This window comes from Sinorhizobium sp. CB7 (genome assembly GCF_041357635.1).
Lineage (GTDB): Bacteria > Pseudomonadota > Alphaproteobacteria > Rhizobiales > Rhizobiaceae > Rhizobium.
Genome location: NZ_JAULLL010000003.1, coordinates 138594 through 158316 on the forward strand (window position 1 = coordinate 138594; position 19723 = coordinate 158316).

At 60.8% G+C, this 19723-nt stretch carries 18 protein-coding genes; 9 read left to right on the top strand and 9 right to left on the bottom strand.

Annotation, left to right across the window (positions count from 1 at the left end; translation table 11 throughout):
- Positions 1 to 19: 19 nt before the first annotated feature.
- Positions 20 to 568 carry an NADPH-dependent FMN reductase gene (locus tag AAE029_RS07790; protein WP_371072253.1) on the top strand — a complete coding sequence of 183 codons (549 nt, stop codon included), beginning with the start codon at positions 20 to 22 and terminating at the stop codon, positions 566 to 568.
- Positions 569 to 588: 20 nt separating this feature from the next.
- On the opposite strand, the gene AAE029_RS07795 is transcribed toward AAE029_RS07790, so the two are convergent.
- On the bottom strand, positions 589 to 1440 hold the full coding sequence (locus tag AAE029_RS07795; protein ID WP_371072254.1) for a fumarylacetoacetate hydrolase family protein: 852 nt from the start codon (positions 1438 to 1440) through the stop codon (positions 589 to 591).
- Positions 1441 to 1908: 468 nt separating this feature from the next.
- Between AAE029_RS07795 and AAE029_RS07800 the strand changes: the two genes are divergently transcribed.
- The 7 genes from AAE029_RS07800 (at position 1909) to AAE029_RS07830 (ending at position 10323) form a co-directional block, all read left to right on the top strand.
- Positions 1909 to 2973 carry a Bug family tripartite tricarboxylate transporter substrate binding protein gene (locus AAE029_RS07800; protein ID WP_371072255.1) on the top strand — a complete coding sequence of 355 codons (1065 nt, stop codon included), beginning with the start codon at positions 1909 to 1911 and terminating at the stop codon, positions 2971 to 2973.
- Positions 2974 to 3040: 67 nt separating this feature from the next.
- Positions 3041 to 3898 (top strand): amidohydrolase, encoded by an 858-nt coding sequence (locus AAE029_RS07805; protein WP_371072256.1) that lies wholly within the window; start codon positions 3041 to 3043, stop codon positions 3896 to 3898.
- 69 nt (positions 3899 to 3967) lie between these two features.
- Positions 3968 to 6016 (top strand): tripartite tricarboxylate transporter permease, encoded by a 2049-nt coding sequence (locus AAE029_RS07810; protein ID WP_371072257.1) that lies wholly within the window; start codon positions 3968 to 3970, stop codon positions 6014 to 6016.
- A 68-nt stretch (positions 6017 to 6084) separates the two neighbouring features.
- Positions 6085 to 7065: an ABC transporter substrate-binding protein gene (locus AAE029_RS07815; protein ID WP_371072258.1), complete on the top strand. Its 981-nt coding sequence runs from the start codon at positions 6085 to 6087 to the stop codon at positions 7063 to 7065.
- A gap of 39 nt (positions 7066 to 7104) precedes the next feature.
- On the top strand, positions 7105 to 7650 hold the full coding sequence (locus AAE029_RS07820; RefSeq protein ID WP_371072259.1) for a carboxymuconolactone decarboxylase family protein: 546 nt from the start codon (positions 7105 to 7107) through the stop codon (positions 7648 to 7650).
- A 316-nt stretch (positions 7651 to 7966) separates the two neighbouring features.
- Positions 7967 to 8998 (top strand): ABC transporter substrate-binding protein, encoded by a 1032-nt coding sequence (locus tag AAE029_RS07825; RefSeq protein WP_371072260.1) that lies wholly within the window; start codon positions 7967 to 7969, stop codon positions 8996 to 8998.
- A 95-nt stretch (positions 8999 to 9093) separates the two neighbouring features.
- Positions 9094 to 10323, top strand: a complete 1230-nt coding sequence (locus AAE029_RS07830; RefSeq protein ID WP_371072261.1) for a LysR family transcriptional regulator — start codon at positions 9094 to 9096, stop codon at positions 10321 to 10323.
- 158 nt (positions 10324 to 10481) lie between these two features.
- On the opposite strand, the gene AAE029_RS07835 is transcribed toward AAE029_RS07830, so the two are convergent.
- The 8 genes from AAE029_RS07835 to AAE029_RS07870 form a co-directional block, all read right to left on the bottom strand.
- Positions 10482 to 12167 (bottom strand): thiamine pyrophosphate-binding protein, encoded by a 1686-nt coding sequence (locus tag AAE029_RS07835; RefSeq protein ID WP_371072262.1) that lies wholly within the window; start codon positions 12165 to 12167, stop codon positions 10482 to 10484.
- 11 nt (positions 12168 to 12178) lie between these two features.
- The gene (locus tag AAE029_RS07840; protein WP_371072263.1) at positions 12179 to 13039 is read right to left on the bottom strand and encodes an HpcH/HpaI aldolase/citrate lyase family protein; all 861 of its coding nucleotides are present in this window, start codon (positions 13037 to 13039) and stop codon (positions 12179 to 12181) included.
- 4 nt (positions 13040 to 13043) lie between these two features.
- Positions 13044 to 14084, bottom strand: coding sequence for an amidohydrolase family protein (locus AAE029_RS07845; RefSeq protein WP_371072264.1), 1041 nt, complete (start codon positions 14082 to 14084; stop codon positions 13044 to 13046).
- A gap of 150 nt (positions 14085 to 14234) precedes the next feature.
- On the bottom strand, positions 14235 to 14468 hold the full coding sequence (locus AAE029_RS07850; protein ID WP_371072265.1) for a hypothetical protein: 234 nt from the start codon (positions 14466 to 14468) through the stop codon (positions 14235 to 14237).
- A 135-nt stretch (positions 14469 to 14603) separates the two neighbouring features.
- Entirely contained in the window at positions 14604 to 15458 is an 855-nt protein-coding gene (locus AAE029_RS07855) for an amidohydrolase (RefSeq protein ID WP_371072266.1), read from the bottom strand.
- A 32-nt stretch (positions 15459 to 15490) separates the two neighbouring features.
- Positions 15491 to 16486 (bottom strand): ABC transporter substrate-binding protein, encoded by a 996-nt coding sequence (locus tag AAE029_RS07860; RefSeq protein ID WP_371072267.1) that lies wholly within the window; start codon positions 16484 to 16486, stop codon positions 15491 to 15493.
- A gap of 46 nt (positions 16487 to 16532) precedes the next feature.
- A complete protein-coding gene (locus AAE029_RS07865) occupies positions 16533 to 17387 on the bottom strand; it encodes an ABC transporter permease (protein ID WP_371072268.1) in 855 nt (284 codons plus the stop codon).
- A 15-nt stretch (positions 17388 to 17402) separates the two neighbouring features.
- Positions 17403 to 18218 (bottom strand): ABC transporter ATP-binding protein, encoded by an 816-nt coding sequence (locus AAE029_RS07870; protein ID WP_371072269.1) that lies wholly within the window; start codon positions 18216 to 18218, stop codon positions 17403 to 17405.
- 404 nt (positions 18219 to 18622) lie between these two features.
- On the opposite strand from AAE029_RS07870, the gene AAE029_RS07875 reads away from it, so the two are divergent.
- On the top strand, positions 18623 to 19513 hold the full coding sequence (locus tag AAE029_RS07875; RefSeq protein WP_371072270.1) for a phosphate ABC transporter substrate-binding protein: 891 nt from the start codon (positions 18623 to 18625) through the stop codon (positions 19511 to 19513).
- The last annotated feature ends 210 nt before the right edge of the window (positions 19514 to 19723 follow it).

A 19723-nucleotide genomic window follows, 5' to 3' on the forward strand; every position in this document is an offset into this window, starting at 1 on the left:
CAAAAAGGAATCGTCCTGCATGAAGACAATTCAGGTCATCATCGGCAGCGTCAGACCGTCACGCATCGGCGACCAGATCGCTTCCTGGGTGCTGCAGACCGTCAAAGGGCTTACCGATCTCAGGTTCGAGATCGTCGACCTCAAGGACTGGCACCTGCCGCTGGACGACGAGCCGAACCAGCCGAAACACGGCGGCTATGTGCAGCCGCACACGCAGGCATGGAGCGACAAGATAAGGCAGGCGGATGGCTTTATCTTCCTGACGCCGCAGTACAACTGGGGCTATCCGGCGTCGTTGAAGAACGCGCTCGACCATCTCTACTCCGAATGGGAGGCCAAGCCGACCGTGATCGTCAGCTACGGCCACCGCGGCGGTGTCAAGGCGGCCGAGCAGCTCCGCCAGGTGCTGGTTGGCCTGCACATGGTGCCGACGCAGACCGACACCAACCTTTTCCTCGATCGCGGCATGCTGGATACCGACCGGCGGCTCGTCGATGCCGCGACGGCCTTTGCCGATCGCCGGCAGGCGCTCCTGAAATCGATCGGCGAAATGGCTTTCGGGGCGTAGGCGCACTGAGCGCCCGCGTCCTACGCCGTTTCCTTGACGACGGTGTTGCGCAACGTGCCGATCTGGCTGATCGACACTTCGACGACGTCTCCATGCTTCAGGAAGACCGGTGGGGTCCGGCGTGAGCCAACTCCGGCCGGCGTGCCGGTCGCGATGAGATCGCCCGGGCCGAGCGGGATCCAGGTCGTGATGTATTCGATCATGTCGGCGACCGACCAGATCATGTCCCTGGTATTGGCCTTCTGCATCGTGGTGCCGTTGACCTTGAGTTCCAGGTCGAGCGCCTGCACGTCGGCAATCTCATCCGCCGTAACAATAAAGGGGCCGACGGGGCCGGTCCCGACGAAGTTCTTGCCGGCGGTCACCTGCGAGGAATGCCTCTGCCAATCCCGTACGCTCCCCTCGTTCATGCAGCTATAGCCGAATACTTTTTCCAGCGCCTTGCCTGCAGGAAGGTACCGCCCCGTGTCCTGACCGATCACGACGACAAGCTCCGCTTCGAAATCGAGCATGTCCGAGACCCTAGGAATGACCATAGGATCGCCATGCGCGATCAGGGTCTCTGCCCAGCGGGCAAACAGCATCGGCTTGTCATCCGGATTGCGAATGCCTTCCTTCTTGTGTTCTTCGTAATTCAGTCCGATGCAGATGATCTTTCTCGGATTGGGGACGACCGGCAGCAGCCGCAAGTCAGCAAATGCGAAGCCGTGGCGTCCTTCACTCACGAGCTTCCGGCATTCCGCCCTTGGGTTGGCGCCGATGAATTCGATGATATCGCGATAGGGCAGCCGGCTCGAAAGATCGATCACCCGGTCGCCGTCCACCAATCCGTAACGCGCCTCTCCGTCGATCTCAAAGGACACTATTCTCATCGTTTGCCTCCCATGTTGCACGGGGCCGCAACCGGGCCCAGTCAAGCGATATAGGGAGCCCCGACACCTCGCCGCCAATCATATTCCTGCGCTCGGCCATTAATTTGCCAGCTGATATCCGCCCAGTGCCTTGAACCGGTAAGCCAGGACAAGGTGACATTGCCCACGTGTATCTCCCTTGCTCGGCCGCGGTCACAGCTGGCTTCATCCAACGCGTGGGAAGACACCATGCCGTCAAGTCAGATTGAATTTCAGGTCTGGCCCATAAGAAATCATTGGACGCCAATTGCCGTAGCGGGACGCAGCAGACAAACTCACGGCTGTTGAAGAGCGGAGCACTTGCCGTCGTCGCGAAGTCCGTTCTCGACGGACTGCCGAACGGAGCCGACGGGAGGACCCGAAGCGGCGCACTTGGTGTCATCAAATAGAGTAACGGCCTGTGACACCGATAGAATGAACGGGGAGGAAATGATGCCGTTATTGAAAAGGATGCTGCTGCGCGGCGTCGCGGCTGCCGTCGCCATGTCCTTGATGTCCTGGTTGGCACTCGAACCCGCGCGCGCCGATGAAGTCGAGGATTTCTACAAGGGTAAGTCAGTGACATTCCTTGTCAGCGCCCCGGCCGGAAGCCTGACGGACTTCGTTGCCCGCAACTTCGCCGAACATTTCCAATCACACATGGCGGGGCATCCGGATGTCGTCGTCTTAAACCTGCCCGGCGCCGGTGGCATGATGGCTGCGGCCCAGCTGCAGCTGAAGGAAGTCAAGGACGGTACCGTCATCGGCTTTCTGCAGCGAAACAACCTTTACGTGCCGTTGATCGAGGGACCCAAAAGCGGCTTCGACCCGCGCGAACTTCAATGGCTTGGTAGCCTCGAGAAGGTTGCTTACGCGATCGTCGCGATGAACACCGCCGAGGTCAAGACCACTGAGGATCTGTTCACCAAGCCGCTGATCCTCGGCGCGACTGGTTATTCCAATGAAAACCGGACGCTGCCAGCAATGCTCAATGATATGATTGGCACGAAATTCAAGATCATCCATGGCTATGACGCCCGCGGTGAAGTCTATCTTGCCATGGAGCGCGGTGAGGTGGACGGCTGGGCCTCCACGGTGGCTGGCCTTTCGATACCTGATACCAAGCAGATGCTCGACCAGGGCCGGCTGAAGGTGCTTCTGCATCTTGGTTTCGAGAGCCCGGCTCCCTTCGACAACGTGCCGAACCTCTCCTCTTACCTGAAAAAGCCGGAGGACAAGGAGCTCTACGCTTTCTTCACCCGCAGCATGGAGGCAGGCCGTCCGATAGCCGTGCCCAAGGGCGTGCCGAATGACAGATTGGCCGCATTGCGCAAGGCCTTTGACGAGTCGGCCGCCGACCCTGACTTCATCGCGGCCATGAAAGAGAAGGACTACCCGGTCGATCCCATCAATGGGCAAGAGGTCGAACAAGTGCTGAAGGACCTTTACGCCACCTCCGCCCCCACCATGGAAAAGGTGCGTGCGATCATGACCGCCAAAGAGCCGAGGAACTGATCACTGCTATAGCGCCGGAGCCGGAGCCGGACTCCGAGGCCGTTCTGCCGAATTATGAGAGGAAAGTATGATGCCAAGCCGGATTGTCGATATTCATCCGCACGTGATTTCACCGGACACTGTCAAGTACCCGCACGCGCCTCTCGGCGGCGTGCATTCCAACTGGTCTGCCACCCGGCCTGTCAGCTTTGAGCAGATGCTGGTCGAAATGGACGAGTCGGGCGTGGACAAGGCGGCGATCGTCCACTCCTCGACCACTTACGGCTTCGATAATTCATATCTTGCCGACTGCATCGCTCGGATACCCGAGCGCCTCACCGGTGTCTACGCTGTCGATGTGCTGCAACCCGACGCCGTCGAGAAAATCGAGTACTGGCGCGGCCGCGGCATGGGTGGTCTTCGGCTCTTCACCGGCGGCGCAACCAACCAGACCAAGGGAAGCTGGCTGCTGGACCCGGTAACCTTTCCCGTTTGGGAACATTGCCAGGAGATCGGCATGTCGGTGGTGATCCAGACCACGCCCGAGGGCCTCTCTATGGTTGAAGAGCTGCTGAAGCGCTTTCCGCGAGCAAAGATCCTGCTCGATCACATGGGGCGCCCGGTGCTGGAGGATGGCCCGCCGTATGCCGCAGCCAAAAGCCTGTTCGCCATCGCGAAATATCCCAACCTCTACCTCAAGATCACGCCGCGCAGCTTTGATTTGGCCGCCACCGGCCAGGCCACTCCGGATACCTTCTTCCCGAAACTGGTGGCCGAGTTCGGTGCCAACCGACTGGCCTTCGGATCGAATTACCCGGCCTCGCCAGGGCCGCTGAAGAAGCTTGTCGATCAGGGACATGCCTGCTTCGCGAATCTCTCCGACGGAGATCGCTCGTGGATCTGGGCAAAGACTGCCCAGACCATCTATCCGGAACTTGCCGATTGAACTGAAGCGCCCGCAGCGCCCGGCGACGAACGTGTCCGCAGCGATGTGCCGCGCGGGAGGAAGAACAGTATGGAACATATTGCCGGATCCGGCCTATTGGAAGCTGCGGGGCACGCGCTGATCTCGCTCATCTCGCCTGATCGGCTCATATTCCTCTGGTTCGGGGTGCTGGTCGGCCTGATGCTCGGCCTCTTGCCGGGTATCGGTGGTCTGACGGGTTTCGCTCTCCTCGTGCCCTTCACCTACACCATGGACCCCGTCGCAGGACTCGCCATGCTGCTTGGGATGCATGCATCGAACACCATGTCTGATACGATCCCGGCAGTTCTGTTCGGGGTACCGGGCGGTGCGGCCTCGCAGGCCACGGTGCTTGACGGTCTGCGGATGACCAAGCGAGGCGAAGGCGGGCGGGCACTGAGCGCCGCCTATACAAGCTCGCTGATCGGCGGTCTGGTCGGCGCGTTGATCATGGCCGTCGCGCTGCCTTCAGTGCGGCCGCTGGTCCTGTCGATCGCCACGCCCGAGCTTCTCGCGATGACCATCTTCGGGATCGCTATGGTGTCGACCCTGTCGGGACGCGCCCCCCTGCGTGGCATGGTCGCGGCTTGTTTTGGTATCCTGATCGGCATGATCGGCACCAACGTGCAGACCGGGCAGATGCGCTGGACGCTCGATCTGATCTATCTGCGGGAGGGCTTGCCCATCATGCCTGTCCTGCTTGGCGTGTTCGCGCTGCCTGAGCTTTGCGATCTCGCCGTCGGTCGCAAGGCCCTGACTGACAAGCTCGAATTCAGCACCCGCAAGGGAATGTGGCAAGGGGTCAAGGACGCCATCGGGAACTGGTTCATGATCTTGCGCTGCAGCTCGATCGGCACGGTTCTTGGAGCAATCCCCGGTGTATCGAGTGCGGTCACCGACTGGATCGTCTACGGCCATGCGCTGCGGACCGAACGAGGGGCTGACAAGAGCTTCGGCACCGGCGATGTCCGCGGCGTCATCGCGCCGGAATGCGCCGTGAACGCATCGGAAGGCGGGCGACTGGTGCCGCTCCTGGCCTTCGGCGTGCCGGGGGGTGCCGCAGGAGCGATCCTTTTGAACGCGATGATGGTGCAGGGCTTCATTCCGGGTCCGGACATGCTCACGCGCAACCTCGAGCTCACCTATACCCTGGTGTGGTCGCTCGCACTCGCCAATGTCTTCGGCGCCGGACTCTGCTTCCTCCTTTCGGGACAGTTTGCCAAGATCTCCACCCTGCGCTACACGTTGATCCTGCCCAGTATCATGGCGGTCACCTTTGTCGGCGCATTCCAGGGGTCGCGCAGCTGGGGCGATTTTTATGCGCTGCTGATCTTCGGCGTCATCGGCTGGACGATGAAGCGTCTCAAATGGCCGCGCCCGCCGTTGATCCTCGGGCTTGTGCTGGGCGTGCTCATCGAACGCTATCTGGCGATCGCGACACTTCGCTACGGTGCCGACTGGCTGACGCGGCCGGGCGTGATGTTGATCCTTGCCGCCTCGGCCTGGGTCATGCTGAGCCCCCTCTACCGCATCGTTCGTCGCAAGGGGCTGCGCGGGCTCCTGCCGCGCGGCCGATTCTCGGCACAGCCGGAGGATCTGGTCTATGTGTTTTTTCTCGGCATCGCGATGTGGATGCTGATCGAGGCGCAGAGCTGGTTCTTCAACGCGCGTATCGGACCGACCTTCGCAGCCGGCACTCTCATCATTGCCGGATCGATCAGTCTGATCTGGATGCTGTTTTCGGGCCGCGGCAGCGTCGAGCCGGTCGCCGATGACAACGATGGAATTCATATGGATCTCCTGGCCGATGACGACCTCCCGCCAAGGGAGGTTGGCGCGCGCGCGGCACAATTCTTCGGCTGGTATCTATTCTTCCTGTTGGGGACCGCAGTGATCGGCCTGATCCCAACCGTTCCGCTGATGATCGTCGGCTACATGCGAGCCGAGAGGCGCGAACCCTGGGCCCTTAGCTTATCCATCGCGATTGGCGCCACGCTGTTCATCTGGTTGGTGTTCGACCGCATGGTCGCAGTACCCTGGCCACACAGCTACCTCGGCGAGTGGGTGCCGGCACTGCGCGATCTGATTCCATCTGTCTGATCACCTCACCCCAAGGCGACGCCGATGCTGCTGCACCTTTCCCTACTGCTTGAACGGAGATCCTCGAAATGACCGGCACATGCGAACTGACGTTAAAATGCTGCCTGCGCAGCTACCCCTATACCGATGCGATCAAAGCTGGAAACATTACCGTGCCCGGTGTGAAGCTCGACTTTATCGATGTGAAGCCGCATATCGGTGCGTTCCGTCGGATGGTGCGCGAGCTGGAGTTCGACATCTGCGAACTGGCACCGACCACCTATGTGATTGCTCGCGCCTACGGCGTACCGATCAAGGCGCTGCCGATCTTCTTTGTCCGCCGCTTCCATCACGATGGCCTGATGGTCCCGGAAAGCTCCGCCATTCACGGCCCCAAGGACCTGATCGGTAAGAAGGTGGGCGTCCGCGCCTGGTCGGTGACGACGGGAGTCTGGAAGCGGGGCATCCTGCAAAACGAATATGGAGTGGATCCGTCTGAAATCACCTGGGTCGTCGATGACGAGGAGCATGTTGAAGCACTGAAGCTACCCCCCTACGTCCAGCACGCGCCAGAGGGCAAGTCGATCGCCGGCATGTTTGCCGCAGGCGAGATAGACGCGGGCTTCACGGGCGATGCCGGCGTGGGACGCGAGGGCAAGCCGACCGGCGACTGGCACGCTGCCGCGACCCAGCCGACGCATGCCCTTCGTGACGTCTTTGCCGGCGATAAGGGTGCAGAGCGCAGCTATTACGAGCGTACCGGGATCTTCCCGATGCACGGCACCCTTGCCGTGCGTGAGGACGTCCTCGATGCCAATCCGCATCTTGCCCGTGATCTTTACAACGCATTCGTGGCTGCCAGAGCCCCTTATATCGAGGATCTGAAGACTGGCCGCGCCACCGGCAAGCAGGCCGAGAAGGATCGGAAGCTTGCGTCCATCGTCGGCGACCCCCTGCCCTACGGCATCGAAGCCAACCGCACTTCGATCGAAGGGCTGATCCGCTACGCGCATCAGCAGGGGCTCATTCCGCGAAGCTATACGGCCGAAGAGATGTTCGTCGCCTTTTGAAGAACCGCTGGCGTCCCATCCAGAGAGGAGGAAAAGAAAATGACCGGAACCACACGCCGCAACCGGCTGACCGACATTGATCGCAAAAAAATCACGCCTGAGCAGGAGGCGGTGGTTGCAAGGCTCGGCGAGGGCCGCGGGAGGATTCCCACGCCCTTTCGGGTCTGGCTGCACAGTCCGCGCCTCGCAGAAGGAATGGAGGTGATCGGCACATACCTGAACAATGGTGCCCACCTGAGCGATGCGGAATTCGAGGCCGCGACGCTTGCGACTGCGGTGTTCTGGCGCTCTCCTTATGTGGTCACAAACCATACTCGCCATGCGTTGAAAGCGGGTGTACCCGCCAATGCGGTGCAAGCTATCCTTGCTGGCCAAAGGCCTGCGATCGAGGACAAACGGCTGCAGGCGGTCTGCGATTTCGTTGGCGACCTTCTCGCCGGTGCCTCGATTGAAGATGAGCGGTTTGACGCCCACGACGCCGTTCTGGGACGTGAAGGGATCGCCGAACTGACCATCCTTGTCGGCTACTACTCAACCGTGTCGCTGGCGATGCGGCTCCACGAGGTCCCAAGCCGGGGCGACTGACACGACCTCTTGCGCTTTGGCACCGGCAAGGCTGAGGCCTCACATCGAAATCACTGGGCGAGATCATGTCCCGGCGATGGCGGAGGAAGTTTGGTGCAGCGATTGGCGGTATTCACCTCATCGGTCGCCGAGGTCAATTATCTATCGGATGCGCTTTGGAATTATCTCCAAAGCGCGCCAGGATCGCCTATCTGTTGGCGCTCGGCTGAACACCAGGTCGTGACTTGTCCGCGTAGAATGATGGCAGATATCAACCATCTCTGTTTCCTGCCTGCCCGCCGTTAAACCCCCTGACAGCTTGAACGAGGTCATCTCCATGAATTTTCCCAGCTCAGTCGTTTCCAGGCGCCATTTCTTGCTTGGCACTGCAGCCTTGTTCGCGACAACCGGCCCGGTCGCCCGCACCGCGCGCGGACAGGCCCGGCTCGATCAGGTCAATATAATCAGCGCGTCCGGCAATTTGACCGCAATTTTCGAAGAGCTTATGAAACAGCAGGGTTTTCTGGAGAAGTTCGGGCTTACAGCAAAGCCAGTCTATGTTTCCGACGGCTCGAAGTTGCTCGGCAGCCTGATCAACGGAGAGATGGATATATGCCCTCTTGCAGGGTTCGCTAACGTTTTTCCGGCAATTGCGCGCGGCGCCGAGATCAAGCTCGTCAATGGCGGTGTCGTGCTTGGCCAGCAAACGGTGGTCAGCGCCAAGCCGGAGATAAACTCGATCAAGGATCTTGAAGGCAAAACGATCGGGGTCGGCTCGCTTGGAGCGCAATTGCACCAGACTATGGTCGCCCTTCTTCTCAAAAACGGTATCAATCCTGCGCACGTGACCTTTGCAAATATCGGCAGCAGCGCCGACGTGCTGCGGGCTGTCGTCGCAAAGACCGTGGACGCAGGGCCGAGCCAGATCGATGTGATCCCCAATGCTGGCAAAATGGGCATCCACCAGCTGAAAGGCGGCAATATGTGGAGCGATCTGGCGGAATACCCCTTCCAGGGCGGTTTCACCTCCGAGCAGATGATCGGCGCTAAACGCGATCTCCTGGTACGAACGCTTGCCGCGTACGGATCGCTTTTCCGATTTTTGAACGAAGCCGGCTCAAAAGACGCCTTCCTGGCAGCGCGACGAACGGCTCTCAGCGGCTCGGGGGAAGAATTCGACAAGGCCTCCGATTTCCAGTGGACGTTCTTTCAGGATGTCAAACCGTTCGCGCTGGACCTCAAGCTTTCGCCGCAAAGCATAGCCTACATCCAGGACTTGAACGTAAGGCTGGGTGTCCAGAAGGAGACGTTGCCTTATGCGAAGGTCGCCGACATGTCGTTGGCCGAGGATGCGGTAAGAATGATGTGATCGATCCTGAAAACCTTCCGTCAATTGAGGCTTTGCCTGCTGAGCAATTCTGTTAACATCGAATTGGGAGAATGCTTAGCGAGGAGGAAGAATTTATGGAAACCCGCTCGATGCCGAGCCTCCGCCATTTGCGGGTATTTTTGATGGTTGCGGAATTGCAGAGCGTGCGGAAGGCGGCAGACGCCGTATTCTTGAGCCAGCCGGCTGTTACCCAGGCCATAGCAAAAGTTGAAGCCCAGATCGGCGCGGTGCTGTTCGAGCGGCGCAGCAGCGGCACTTATCTCAGTGAGGCAGGTACTATTCTCGCCTCCCGCGCAGCCAGCATGTTCCGCCAAATCCATGAGGCGTTGGCCGGCCTCGGTTTGACCGAGGATTTGGTCGACAGTGTTTCGCAAAGGATCACGCGTTCACAGATCCGTGGCCTGATCGCTGCGGCGGGGGGCACGTCATTTGCCGAAGCCGCCGAGGCGCTGCATCTTTCCCAGGTTTCGCTATATCGCTCCGCGCGAGATCTCGAGCGCACGCTCGGAAGGACCCTTTTTTATAACAGCGTTTCCGGGATTGTCCCGGCGCCGGCTGGGATGGAACTCGCGTGCAGGCTTTCCACAGCGATGAGGGAAGTCGAGTGGGCAATGGAGGAGATAAGGGCGGCGGAAGGAAAGCAGGACGGCGAGCTGCGCGTCGGAGCCATGCCGCTGGCGGGCAGTTTCGTCCTTGGACCCGTTATCCACGAGCTGACGAGACTGTGCCCTGGAGCGCATGTAAACATGCGCACGGGCAGTTGCAGCGCTCTCGCGCGCGCTCTGCAAATCGGTGAAATCGACTTTGTCGTCGGCCTGATCAGGAACACCGTTGATCCTGCCGAGATCGAGCAGGAAGCCCTTTTTTCTTCGCCATACGTGATTGTCGGGCGCCCCGGACACCCACTCAGCAAGAAGGCAAAGATCACACCTGCGGACCTTGAAGCCTTTGACTGGATCGCTCCCAGCAATGGTTCGGTCAGACGGGCAGCGCTCGACCGTCTTCTGGCGTCCATGAAGCGCCCTCCCGTCGCCAACATCGAGGCTTATTCGATATCTACGATCAGGCTGCTGATGAGCGAAAGCGACCGCCTCACCATCATGACCAAATTCGAGTTCGAATGCGAACGGGCTGGAGGAGCACTTGCCATGCTTCCTTACGACCGGATCGAACCAGCCCACACGACAGGTGTGGCCTGGCGCGCAGGGTGGACGCCGACGCCGCTGCATCTGAAGTTTCTCAAATTGCTTCGAGCCCAAGGGGCGAAGATTGCCAGTTCGGACGCCTTGGTGCAGGCGGCCTGACAGCATCCGGCGCGCCTGTAATGGCGTTTCCGTGCAATAACCCGTCTGAACTGGGCAGCGCGCACGCGCCAAGAGTGTCGTCGTGCGGGAACTCGCGAAGCGACCATGAGGAAAGCCCGCCCATGGTCGAGCATTCTGGTTGGCAATCGGTTCCTGTGTCAGACGGCAGCGTGTTTGGCGAGTGCGGCGTTACGCAGGCTGGTCAGGGTCGCGCGCGGCGTGATCGCCTCAGCATCGACACGCAGTTCCAGCACCGCTGGCCCGTCGAAGGCCTGGGCTCTTCGGAAGGCCGGCGCGAAATCCGCCGTCTCCGCGACAATCTCGCCATAAGCGCCGAACGACTTTGCGAAAAGCGCGAAGTCGGGATTGTGGAGATCAGTGGCGATGACACGGCCCGGATAGTGGTTTTCCTGATGCATGCGGATTGTCCCGTACATGCCGTTGTTGATCAGGATCACGATCACCTTCAGCCCGTAGGCGACGGCCGTCGCCATCTCCTGCGAGGTCATCATGAAATCGCCGTCGCCGGCAAAGCAGATCACCGGCGACCCTGGCCGTACGAGCTTTGCGGCAAGCGCTGCCGGAAAGCCGTAGCCCATCGAGCCGCTGGTAGGCGCCAGTTCCGTGCCGAAACGCCGGTACTGATGGAACCGGTGCAGCCAGACGGTAAAATTGCCGGCGCCGTTCGTATAGATCGTCTCCGATGGCATATTTGCTTCGAGCCATTCCACCACTTCGCCGAGCTGGATGTGGCCGGGCGTCGGCGGGCATTTCTGCCAGGCGAGGTACTCGGCGTGAGCCTCCTGCGGGGTCGCCGCCCAGCGCGGTTCGGCGATCGGCTCCATGGTAGCCACCATATGGGCGAATTCACGCGGCGTCGCGTTTATCGCAAGCGTCGGCTGATAGACGCGGCCGAGCTCTTCCGGATCGGGGTGGATGTGGATCAGCGGCTGCAGCGGCGTTGGGATGGCCAACAGCTTGTAGCCGCCGGTTGTCATCTCGGTCAACCGGCCGCCGACGACGATCAGGAGGTCGGAGGCGTTCAGCCGTTCGACCAGTTTCGGATTCGGCCCGATCCCGAGATCGCCGGCATAGCATTCATGTGCATTGTCGAAGCGGTCGGCCCGCCGGAACGTGGTTGCGACCGGAAGCCGGTTGGCTTGTGCAAATCGCTGGATGGCGGATACGGAGGCTTCGTCCCAAGGTGCGCCGCCGAGCAGCATGAAGGGCCGCCCAGCCTTGCCGAGAAGGTCGCGCAGCGCGTCGATCTGGTTCGGCCCGGGCCAGCTTTCCACCAGGCGGTAGGGCTGCGCGTCGCCGACATGCTCGACCACGATCCGCAACATGTCTTCCGGGAGTGCGATGGCCACCGGCCCGGGTCGCCCGCTGGTCGCCACCTGGAAGGCGCGAGCGACGAGTTCGGGGATGCGCGCCGGATCGTCGATCTGGCACGTCCATTTGGTCAATTGACCGAGCATGCGGCGGTAGTCGAGTTCCTGGAACGCCTCGCGTTCCACCTGGTCGCTCGCGACCTGTCCGATGAACAGGATCATCGGCGTCGAATCCTGCATTGCCACATGCAGGCCGGCGCTGGCGTTGCAGGCGCCGGGACCACGCGTCACCATGCAGATGCCTGGCCGGTTCGTGAGCTTGCCATAGGCATCCGCCATCATCGCCGCCCCGCCTTCCTGGCGGCAGGAGACGACGCGGATCGCTGGTGCGTCGTTCAATGCGTCCAGGACGGCGAGATAGCTCTCGCCGGGAACGCAGAAGACCGTGTCGACACCGTGGACCTTGAGCTGGTCCACGATGAGCTGTCCGCCTGTCCGGCGCTGCGTGCTCATCTGCGCTTCCCTCACCGACCGACGAGTTTCAGGGTCTTGTCGAGAGATGCGAAGCTGCGCCGTGGCGGGGTGATCAGGATGCGGTAGCCTTCGGAAATGATGCGCTCGACATTTTCCGGTTCCACATGCGGATGGCCGACCGGGACGTTGTACGCCTTGCAGGTCGCCACGACTTCCGCCATTGCCTCCAGCACGACCGGATGCTCGTATTGCCGTGGATAGCCAAGCTCCTGACTGAGGTCGCCTTCGCCGATCAGCACCGCGCCGATGCCCGGGACACTCTTCAGCATCTCCGGCAGGTTGCGGATACCCGCAGTGTCCTCGATCATCAGCATGACCAGGATCTCCCCTTCCGGGGCCAGCGGCCAGACATCCGCCTTCTTGTAGTATTGCTGGTTGGTCAGGCCCCAATATCGGCACGCCGCATGCGGGCCGTCGCCACGCACACCGGCCGGCTCGTAAAGTGGCGCCGTCTTCAGTCGCGGATAGCGGCAGGCGGAAACAGCGTTATAGGCTTCCTCGACCGTGCTGATATGGGGCCACACGACGCCATAGACGCCGAGGTCCAGCGCCTGCTTGGCGAACCACTGGTTCTTCTCGGCTCCGTTCGGCGGGATGCGCACGATCGGCGTCACCTTCGGCGCCAGCGTCGCGGAACTGACGATCTGGGCGCGGTTGAGAAGGAACTGCATGGAATCGCGCAGCGCCCGGCCGTCCCAGGCTCCATGCTCCTTCTCGATGATGATGCCGTCATAGTTCGATGTGGCGAACGCGATCGCCTCTTCGACATCGGGCTTGGCGAAGGACATGACCGCATGCTTGCCCTGTTCGAGGGCGCGGATCACTCCGTTGAGGCGGGGAAGATCAGACATGGTCTCAACCTTTCTTGGCGTTGGCAATACGATCGAGGATCGGCCCGACGCGCGGATAGACCTTGCGGGCGTTGCCCTCGAAGATCTTGGCGCGGTCGGCATCCGTCAGCCAGGAGACCTGGTCGATGTAGCGCTTCGTATCGTCGTAGTAATGCCCCGTTTCCGGGTCGATGCCGCGCACCGCCCCGACCATCTCCGTGGCGAAGAGGATGTTGTCGACCGGGATGACGCGGGTTAAAAGCTCGATGCCGGCGAGATGATAGACACAGGTGTCGAAGAACACGTTGTTCAAGAGATGCTCGGACAACAGCGGCTTCATGAGGTCCTGCGCCAGTCCGCGGTAGCGGCCCCAGTGATAGGGCACGGCGCCGCCGCCATGCGGGATGATGAACTTCAGCGTCGGAAAATCCTTGAAGAGGTCGCCGGTCAGAAACTGCATGAAGGCTGTCGTATCGCCGTTGATGTAGTGCGCGCCGGTATGATGGAAGCAGGCATTACACGAGCCGCTGACATGGATCATCGCGGGCACGTCGAGCTCAACCATCTTTTCGTAGAGAGGATACCAGAAGCGGTCGGTCAGCGGTGCGTCCTTCCAGTGGCCGCCGGACGGGTCGGGATTGAGGTTGCAGCCGACGAAGCCCAGCTCCTTCACGCAGCGTTCGAGCTCGGGAATGACGCTCGTGATCGCAATATTGGTCGACTGCGGCAGCTGGCATACGCCGATGAACTTGTCCGGATAGAGCTGTGTCACACGGTAGATCAGATCGTTGCAGGCTTCCGACCACACCTGGCTCGTGATGGCATTGCCGATATGGTGGGCCATCTGTCCGGCGATCGGCGAGAAAATCGCGACGTCGATGCCGCGTTCGCGCTGCAGCTTGATCTGGGCGTTCTCCAGGCTTTCGCGGATCTGATCGTCACTGATCTTGATCATCTCCCTGGATGGATTTTTGGAGGGATCCTCAAGCGCTGCGATCTGCAGAGCGCGAAAGTCCTTGAGAGGCTGCGGGGCGGTCGTATAGTGACCGTGGCAATCGACGATCATGAGCGTCTCCTTGTTTTCACGGGCGTTTGGATTTGAATTGCCTTTCCAACGGTCAAACCGGGCACGACGAAAGCCACGCCGGTGATAGCTGCGACCAGCAATCGAATTGATCCGTGGTAAGACCCAGAAGGTTTCGGCCCTCTGGGAAGTTTATGTGCGTTGGGCTGCCCTTAAGGGAGCTGTCCAGTCCTGAAGGCTCCCGACGAGGAGACTGAATTCCAGTTGTCTGACATTCAGCGGCCCCCGTTCGCAATCGTAGGGCTCGTCGACGTCCTGGATTCCAAGCCTCATTGAAAACGGCAGGAGAACCAGTTCCTTCCCGCAGCTGAGCGCCTGCAGTTTCGTGACGGCTGCGCCTTCCGCAACGTCCTTGAGCTTGCGCACCGCGGCTTTGACGTTTTCGTTTACGATCTTTCCCTCGTGAAAGTCGAAAACGAACGGCGACGACGCAAAGCCTTGCTGTTGGAATCTTCGGTCGACAGGCAATACAGTCGAACGGGGGCAGCCGGGTCCGCCATGTCATCGTCCCAGAGGTGGATAGAGCTGTTCGGCGGTCTTCCAGAAGATCCACTCGAGATCGTTTTGCGAAAGCGACGACATCCTTTCCATGCAGCGCCGCAGAAGCTCCTTCAGCGACCCCTCGTTGGCGGGGAAATTCGAGCCCCAGGCCAGTCGGTCGGCGCCGAATTCCTTGACGAGCCGCGGGAAAAAGGTCTCAGGGGTCGCTTTGCCGGCCACGGAAGCATCGGCCGAACGTGGCGTCAGCTTGATGTAGACGTTCTTGAACTGAGCGAGCTCGAAGAACGGCTGTGCGTTGAGATAGGGCGGGCCGTCGGCGATGTCGGCCCGGCCGTGGTGGTCGATCAACACCTTTACCTTCGGAAAGCGCCTGATCATCGTCGTTGCGGCCGGATAGGCGTCTGGGCTCATCTGCAGGCAAATCGACAGGCCTTTTTCGCCAGCATAGTCCCAGGCGGCGAAGCTGCGTTCGTCGTCGATGCCTTCCATCTGCGTCTTGATCGTCGTGCCGATGGTGAAGAGACGAAGTCCGCAGATCCCGCGTGCCATCCAGTAGTCGATCTTCTCGATCGCATCCGGTGCCTTGAGGTCGACGGTGCCGACGCCGGTGAAGCGGTCCGGATACCTGGCTATAGAATCCGTGACATAGCTGTTGTCGTAGCCGTAGGACGTGGACGCCTGCACCATTGCGGATTTGGCGACCCCGGCCTCGTCCATGGCCTGGACCATCTGCTCGGCGCTCACCGGCCGGTCACGCGACCATTCGGACTGGATGCCGCCGAGCGGATCATGCGGGTAGCGCTTGGTATCCTGCGAAATGATATGTGGGTGTATGTCATAGATTTTGCTTGGCATTTAACTATTCCTTTGCAATGCGGCGTGAAGCATCAAGCGTCGGGATCGATGAACATCTCATCGATGGTCAGGCGGCGGGGGATCAGGCCCTGCTGGAAGGCGTAATCATGCATGGCCTGGATGGACGGTAGGTTGGCCTTCATGCCGTAGGGAAGAGGATCGGGCCCGACGACCTTGGTGAGTTCGCGGTAGCGCCTGTCCTCTGCGGTATCGGCCTCGCCTGAACTGAGCTTCTTCAGCCAGGCGTCGTGGGCGTCCACATAGGCCTGGTAGATTGCCTTCGGCACATGCGGGTGATCGCGCACGATATCGTCCTTGACAACGATCAGGCCGTGCATTGGATAGACCTTGGTACGGCGGTACCAGTCGGCCTCAAGTTCGGCGGTATTCGGAAAGAGATCCTGATAGATCTGCGGCATTGGTTTCTGGCCCTCAGCCTCCCACCCGGCCTTCGGAGGGCCCTCGCGGCCGATGCCGGCGCGCGCGGTGAACCCTGCCTGGATCTCGCCCTCGGCCATCATGCCGGCGAGCGACTTGCCTTGCGGGACGTGGATCACATTCTCCGGAAGCCTGAGTTGGGTGACATGCTCCTCGTCGTCGACGACCCACGTGACCTTCTTGTCGTCCAGGCCGAATTCATTGACCAGAATGCCGCGCGTCCACACCCCGGTCGTCACCGAATAGGCCCGCACACCGACTTTCTTGCCCTCGAGGTCTTTGGGCGTCTTGATATCGGCGTCCTCGCGGCAGACGAGACCACCATGATGAAACTTCCGGGACACGAAAATCGGCAGCGCCTTGTAAGGGGCGCCATAGCCGCGCGCGATCATGAACGTTGTCGGCGCCATTTCGCAGACGTCGAACTCAAGCCCGCGCACCATGCGCCGGTAGGCGGCAATAATGGGATCCACCTTGATGAAGTTCGCGTCGATGTCATGCATGGGATAAGTGCCGTCCTTGAGCCCAGAGGTCTGGGGATAATCGGCCACAGCAATATCCAGACGGACGGAGGTCCGTGATTCACTCATTGAACTTTTCCTTCTTTGTGGTTCGGCGGGAGTCGCCTTGATCAGCTCATTCGTCCCGGGCGGCTTTCCAGGGTGCGATCCAGTCTTCGAGCCGTTTGACGAGGATGCTGAGGGCAATACCGAGGAGCATGAGGACCAGGATCGGTACGAACATGGATGCGGTGTCGTACTGGTTCCCGTATTTGATGATGAGGGCGCCAAGCCCTGTGATGGCCGTGAAGAACTCGGCGACGACCATGCCGATGATGGCGCGTCCGATGCCGAGCCTGAGGCCAGTCATCATGTAGGGAAGAGCTGACGGCAGGATGATCTTTTTGAAGATCTGCCGTTCGTTTGCGGCGAACGCGTTGCCGAGTTCGATAAGCTGGTCCGGCACGTTGCGCACGCCGGCGGAAGTGTTGATGAGGACGGGGAACAGCGTCATGATGAAGACGATGAACAGCTTGGCCTCGAAGCCGAGGCCGAACCACAGGGTCACCAGCGGTACGATGGCGACAAGCGGGGTGGCATAGAGGGCGTTGATGGCCCAATCGGTGGCGGCTTCGACCGTTTTATAGCGACCGCTCGCAAGCCCGACGCAGATGCCGAAGGCGGACGAGACGACAAAGCCGACGAGCAGCGTTTTCAGGGATTCCAGCAGGGCCGCGGGCAGTTCGCCGCTGGCGATCATCCGCATGGCGGACTGTGCGATGGCCGATGGGTAGGACATGAACAGCGGGTTGACCTGCCGGCCCAAAAGCTCCCATGCCAGGAGCACGATCACGATCGACGCAAGCCTGATCCAGCGGGTCCGGTTCGAGCGTGGCGGCGGTCCGAGTTCCTCGATCATGTCGTGGGCTCCGGTGCCGGGCTGGTCCTGTACGGCCTGGCCGGAGGCTTGTGCGAGGGTCTTATTGAGCATGGTGTCTGGCTCCTGTCAGGCTGCCGCTGCGGCGCTGGCCGGGGTGTTGCGGATGAGATCCCACATTTCGGCGCGGATGCGCTGGAATTCGGGATCGCCGCGCAGTTCGGGCAATTCCGGTCGGTTGCGTCCGAAGGGGATCTCGATAATTTTTTTGACGCGGCCAGGCTTGGCGCCAAGCACGACGACGCGGTTGCTGAGATAGATGGCCTCATCGAGATCGTGGGTAACGAAAAGCAGCGTCTTGTTGGTCTCGGCCTGGATGCGCAGCAGCTCGTGCTGCAGGACTTCCCGCGTCTGTGCGTCGAGCGCGCTGAAGGGTTCGTCCATCAAAAGGATGGCCGGGTCTATGGCAAGCGCTCGGGCGAGATTGACGCGCTGTTGCATGCCGCCGGAGAGCTCGTGCGGATATTGTTCGGTGGCGTGCCCGAGGCCGACAAGTTCCAGCAGGCGGGTGGACGTTTCGTTACGGGCGCCCTTCGGCACGCCGGCGAGCTCGAGGCCGAACTCGACGTTCTGGCGTGCCGTGCGCCAGGGCAAAAGGCTCGATTGTTGGAAGACGAAGCCGCGGTCCCTGCCCGGCTCGCCGACGGTGTTGCCGTCGACCCGGATGGTTCCGGAATCGAGCCGGATGAGGCCTTGGACGATGCGAAGCAGGGTCGTCTTACCGCAGCCGCTCTCGCCGATCAGCGAGACGATCTCGTTCTCGTAGACGTCGAAGCTCAGACCGCGCAGGACCTGTAGCAGCCCCGCGCCCTCTCCCGACGTCCCTCGGATCCGGAACGCCTTTGAGACGCTCTGTACTGAAAGCTTTATTTTCGTTGTTTGCATTTTTCCTCCAACGCTTGCGAACCGATCCCATCTCAAGGCCGTCTTTCGAAAGCATTGCGGCCGTAGGCTCAGGCGAAACCTGTGCTGCGCTGCCTCAATCCGACGAAAATCGACTTCTCCAAGGAGACGACGATGGTCCTTCCGCTTGCGAGAAGGGTGAGACAATCGCCGGCCGTTCGCCAATTGGAATGCCGTGCCCCCCGATAAGTTCTTTGTGAAGGCGCGGTCGTTCGGACGGCCTTGCCCCGTCGGGAACACCGCCAGACGCGGCTCGAACCAAATTCTTATCAGGTCCGCTGACAATTGAATTGGCGAGGTCCGCCCCGCTGGACCACTTTCTGCAGAGTGGCGGAAGGCTGCCGCCCGATGCAGCGCGCCCGCACGAATTACTATGGGAGAAGTTCATGGATTCTATGTCAAGCACGCCAGTCAAGCTGCGGACGAACCTCGCCGATTACGCGGTTACAAAGGCGCTGAAGAGCGGCTCATTGAGCTCGCCGCTCGTCGATTTTGACTTCTGCGGCCCCAAGACCGCCCATGACGGCTTCAAGCCGATGCTGCGCCAGAATGCCTTCGATGCGGGCGAACTCGCCATCGTCACCTTCCTGCAAGCCAAGATCTACGACAAACCCTATGTTCTGCTCCCGGCGCCGATATCCGGCCGTCTGCAGCACCACTGCATCGGTTTCAACAACGCGCTGAACGACCTGAAGCCGAAGGATATCGAAGGCAAGAAAGTGGGCGTGCGCACCTATGCGCAGACGACCGGCCTCTGGGTGCGCGGCATCCTCCAGGACGAATACGGCGTCGACCTCGAGAAGGTCACTTGGCTGACGATCGACGAGAGCCACCTCGCCGAATATCGTGACCCACCGAATTGCCAGCAGCTGCCGAAGGGCGCGAAGCTGGACGAGATGCTGTTTTCCGGCGAGATCGCCGCGGCGATCCTCGGCAACGACATGCCGGATGATCCGCGGATCAGCACGCTCATTCCTTTCGCGATGGAAGCAGGAAAGAAGTGGTATGAGCGCGAGCATATCGTACCGATCAACCACATGTTTGTCGTCCATCGTGATCTCTCGAAGAAGAGGCCGGACGTCGTCAAGGAGATCTACCGCCTGCTCGTGGAAAGCCGTGCGGCGGCGCCGGCAGCCCTGCTGCCGCCTTTCGGTCTCGAAGCCAATCGCAAGGGTATCCAGCTGGCGATCGACTGGGCCTATGACCAGAAGATCATTCCCCGCAAGCCGAGCGTCGACGAACTGTTCGATGACACGACCGCCGGCCTGGGTGCCTGACCGGCTCGCTGCTTGTGCCCTACCGCTTCGGGCGGGGGGCGTTTGGCGCGTTCGCTTTCACTTTTTGTATTCTCGGCGCGCGCATCAATTTCCGGCGGGTGCTCCACCGCCGGTAGCCATGGGCGATGCTGGCCGCTTTTTCCGGGGGAGCTGCCGGACCGATGAGAAAATCCGGCTCGACATGGTGCTCTGCTGAAGCCATCGGCGCAT

What these genes read in the sequence shown, in the direction of transcription:
- AAE029_RS07805 (WP_371072256.1), top strand. Translation starts at nt 3,041, where the DNA reads ATGATGCCAAGCCGGATTGTCGATATTCATCCGCACGTGATTTCACCG.
- AAE029_RS07860 (WP_371072267.1), bottom strand. Translation starts at nt 16,486, where the DNA reads ATGAGTGAATCACGGACCTCCGTCCGTCTGGATATTGCTGTGGCCGAT.
- AAE029_RS07820 (WP_371072259.1), top strand. Translation starts at nt 7,105, where the DNA reads ATGACCGGAACCACACGCCGCAACCGGCTGACCGACATTGATCGCAAA.
- AAE029_RS07800 (WP_371072255.1), top strand. Translation starts at nt 1,909, where the DNA reads ATGATGCCGTTATTGAAAAGGATGCTGCTGCGCGGCGTCGCGGCTGCC.
- AAE029_RS07830 (WP_371072261.1), top strand. Translation starts at nt 9,094, where the DNA reads ATGGAAACCCGCTCGATGCCGAGCCTCCGCCATTTGCGGGTATTTTTG.
- AAE029_RS07825 (WP_371072260.1), top strand. Translation starts at nt 7,967, where the DNA reads ATGAATTTTCCCAGCTCAGTCGTTTCCAGGCGCCATTTCTTGCTTGGC.
- AAE029_RS07840 (WP_371072263.1), bottom strand. Translation starts at nt 13,039, where the DNA reads ATGTCTGATCTTCCCCGCCTCAACGGAGTGATCCGCGCCCTCGAACAG.
- AAE029_RS07870 (WP_371072269.1), bottom strand. Translation starts at nt 18,218, where the DNA reads ATGCAAACAACGAAAATAAAGCTTTCAGTACAGAGCGTCTCAAAGGCG.
- AAE029_RS07790 (WP_371072253.1), top strand. Translation starts at nt 20, where the DNA reads ATGAAGACAATTCAGGTCATCATCGGCAGCGTCAGACCGTCACGCATC.
- AAE029_RS07855 (WP_371072266.1), bottom strand. Translation starts at nt 15,458, where the DNA reads ATGCCAAGCAAAATCTATGACATACACCCACATATCATTTCGCAGGAT.
- AAE029_RS07795 (WP_371072254.1), bottom strand. Translation starts at nt 1,440, where the DNA reads ATGAGAATAGTGTCCTTTGAGATCGACGGAGAGGCGCGTTACGGATTG.
- AAE029_RS07865 (WP_371072268.1), bottom strand. Translation starts at nt 17,387, where the DNA reads ATGCTCAATAAGACCCTCGCACAAGCCTCCGGCCAGGCCGTACAGGAC.
- AAE029_RS07875 (WP_371072270.1), top strand. Translation starts at nt 18,623, where the DNA reads ATGGATTCTATGTCAAGCACGCCAGTCAAGCTGCGGACGAACCTCGCC.
- AAE029_RS07835 (WP_371072262.1), bottom strand. Translation starts at nt 12,167, where the DNA reads ATGAGCACGCAGCGCCGGACAGGCGGACAGCTCATCGTGGACCAGCTC.
- AAE029_RS07845 (WP_371072264.1), bottom strand. Translation starts at nt 14,084, where the DNA reads ATGATCGTCGATTGCCACGGTCACTATACGACCGCCCCGCAGCCTCTC.
- AAE029_RS07810 (WP_371072257.1), top strand. Translation starts at nt 3,968, where the DNA reads ATGGAACATATTGCCGGATCCGGCCTATTGGAAGCTGCGGGGCACGCG.
- AAE029_RS07815 (WP_371072258.1), top strand. Translation starts at nt 6,085, where the DNA reads ATGACCGGCACATGCGAACTGACGTTAAAATGCTGCCTGCGCAGCTAC.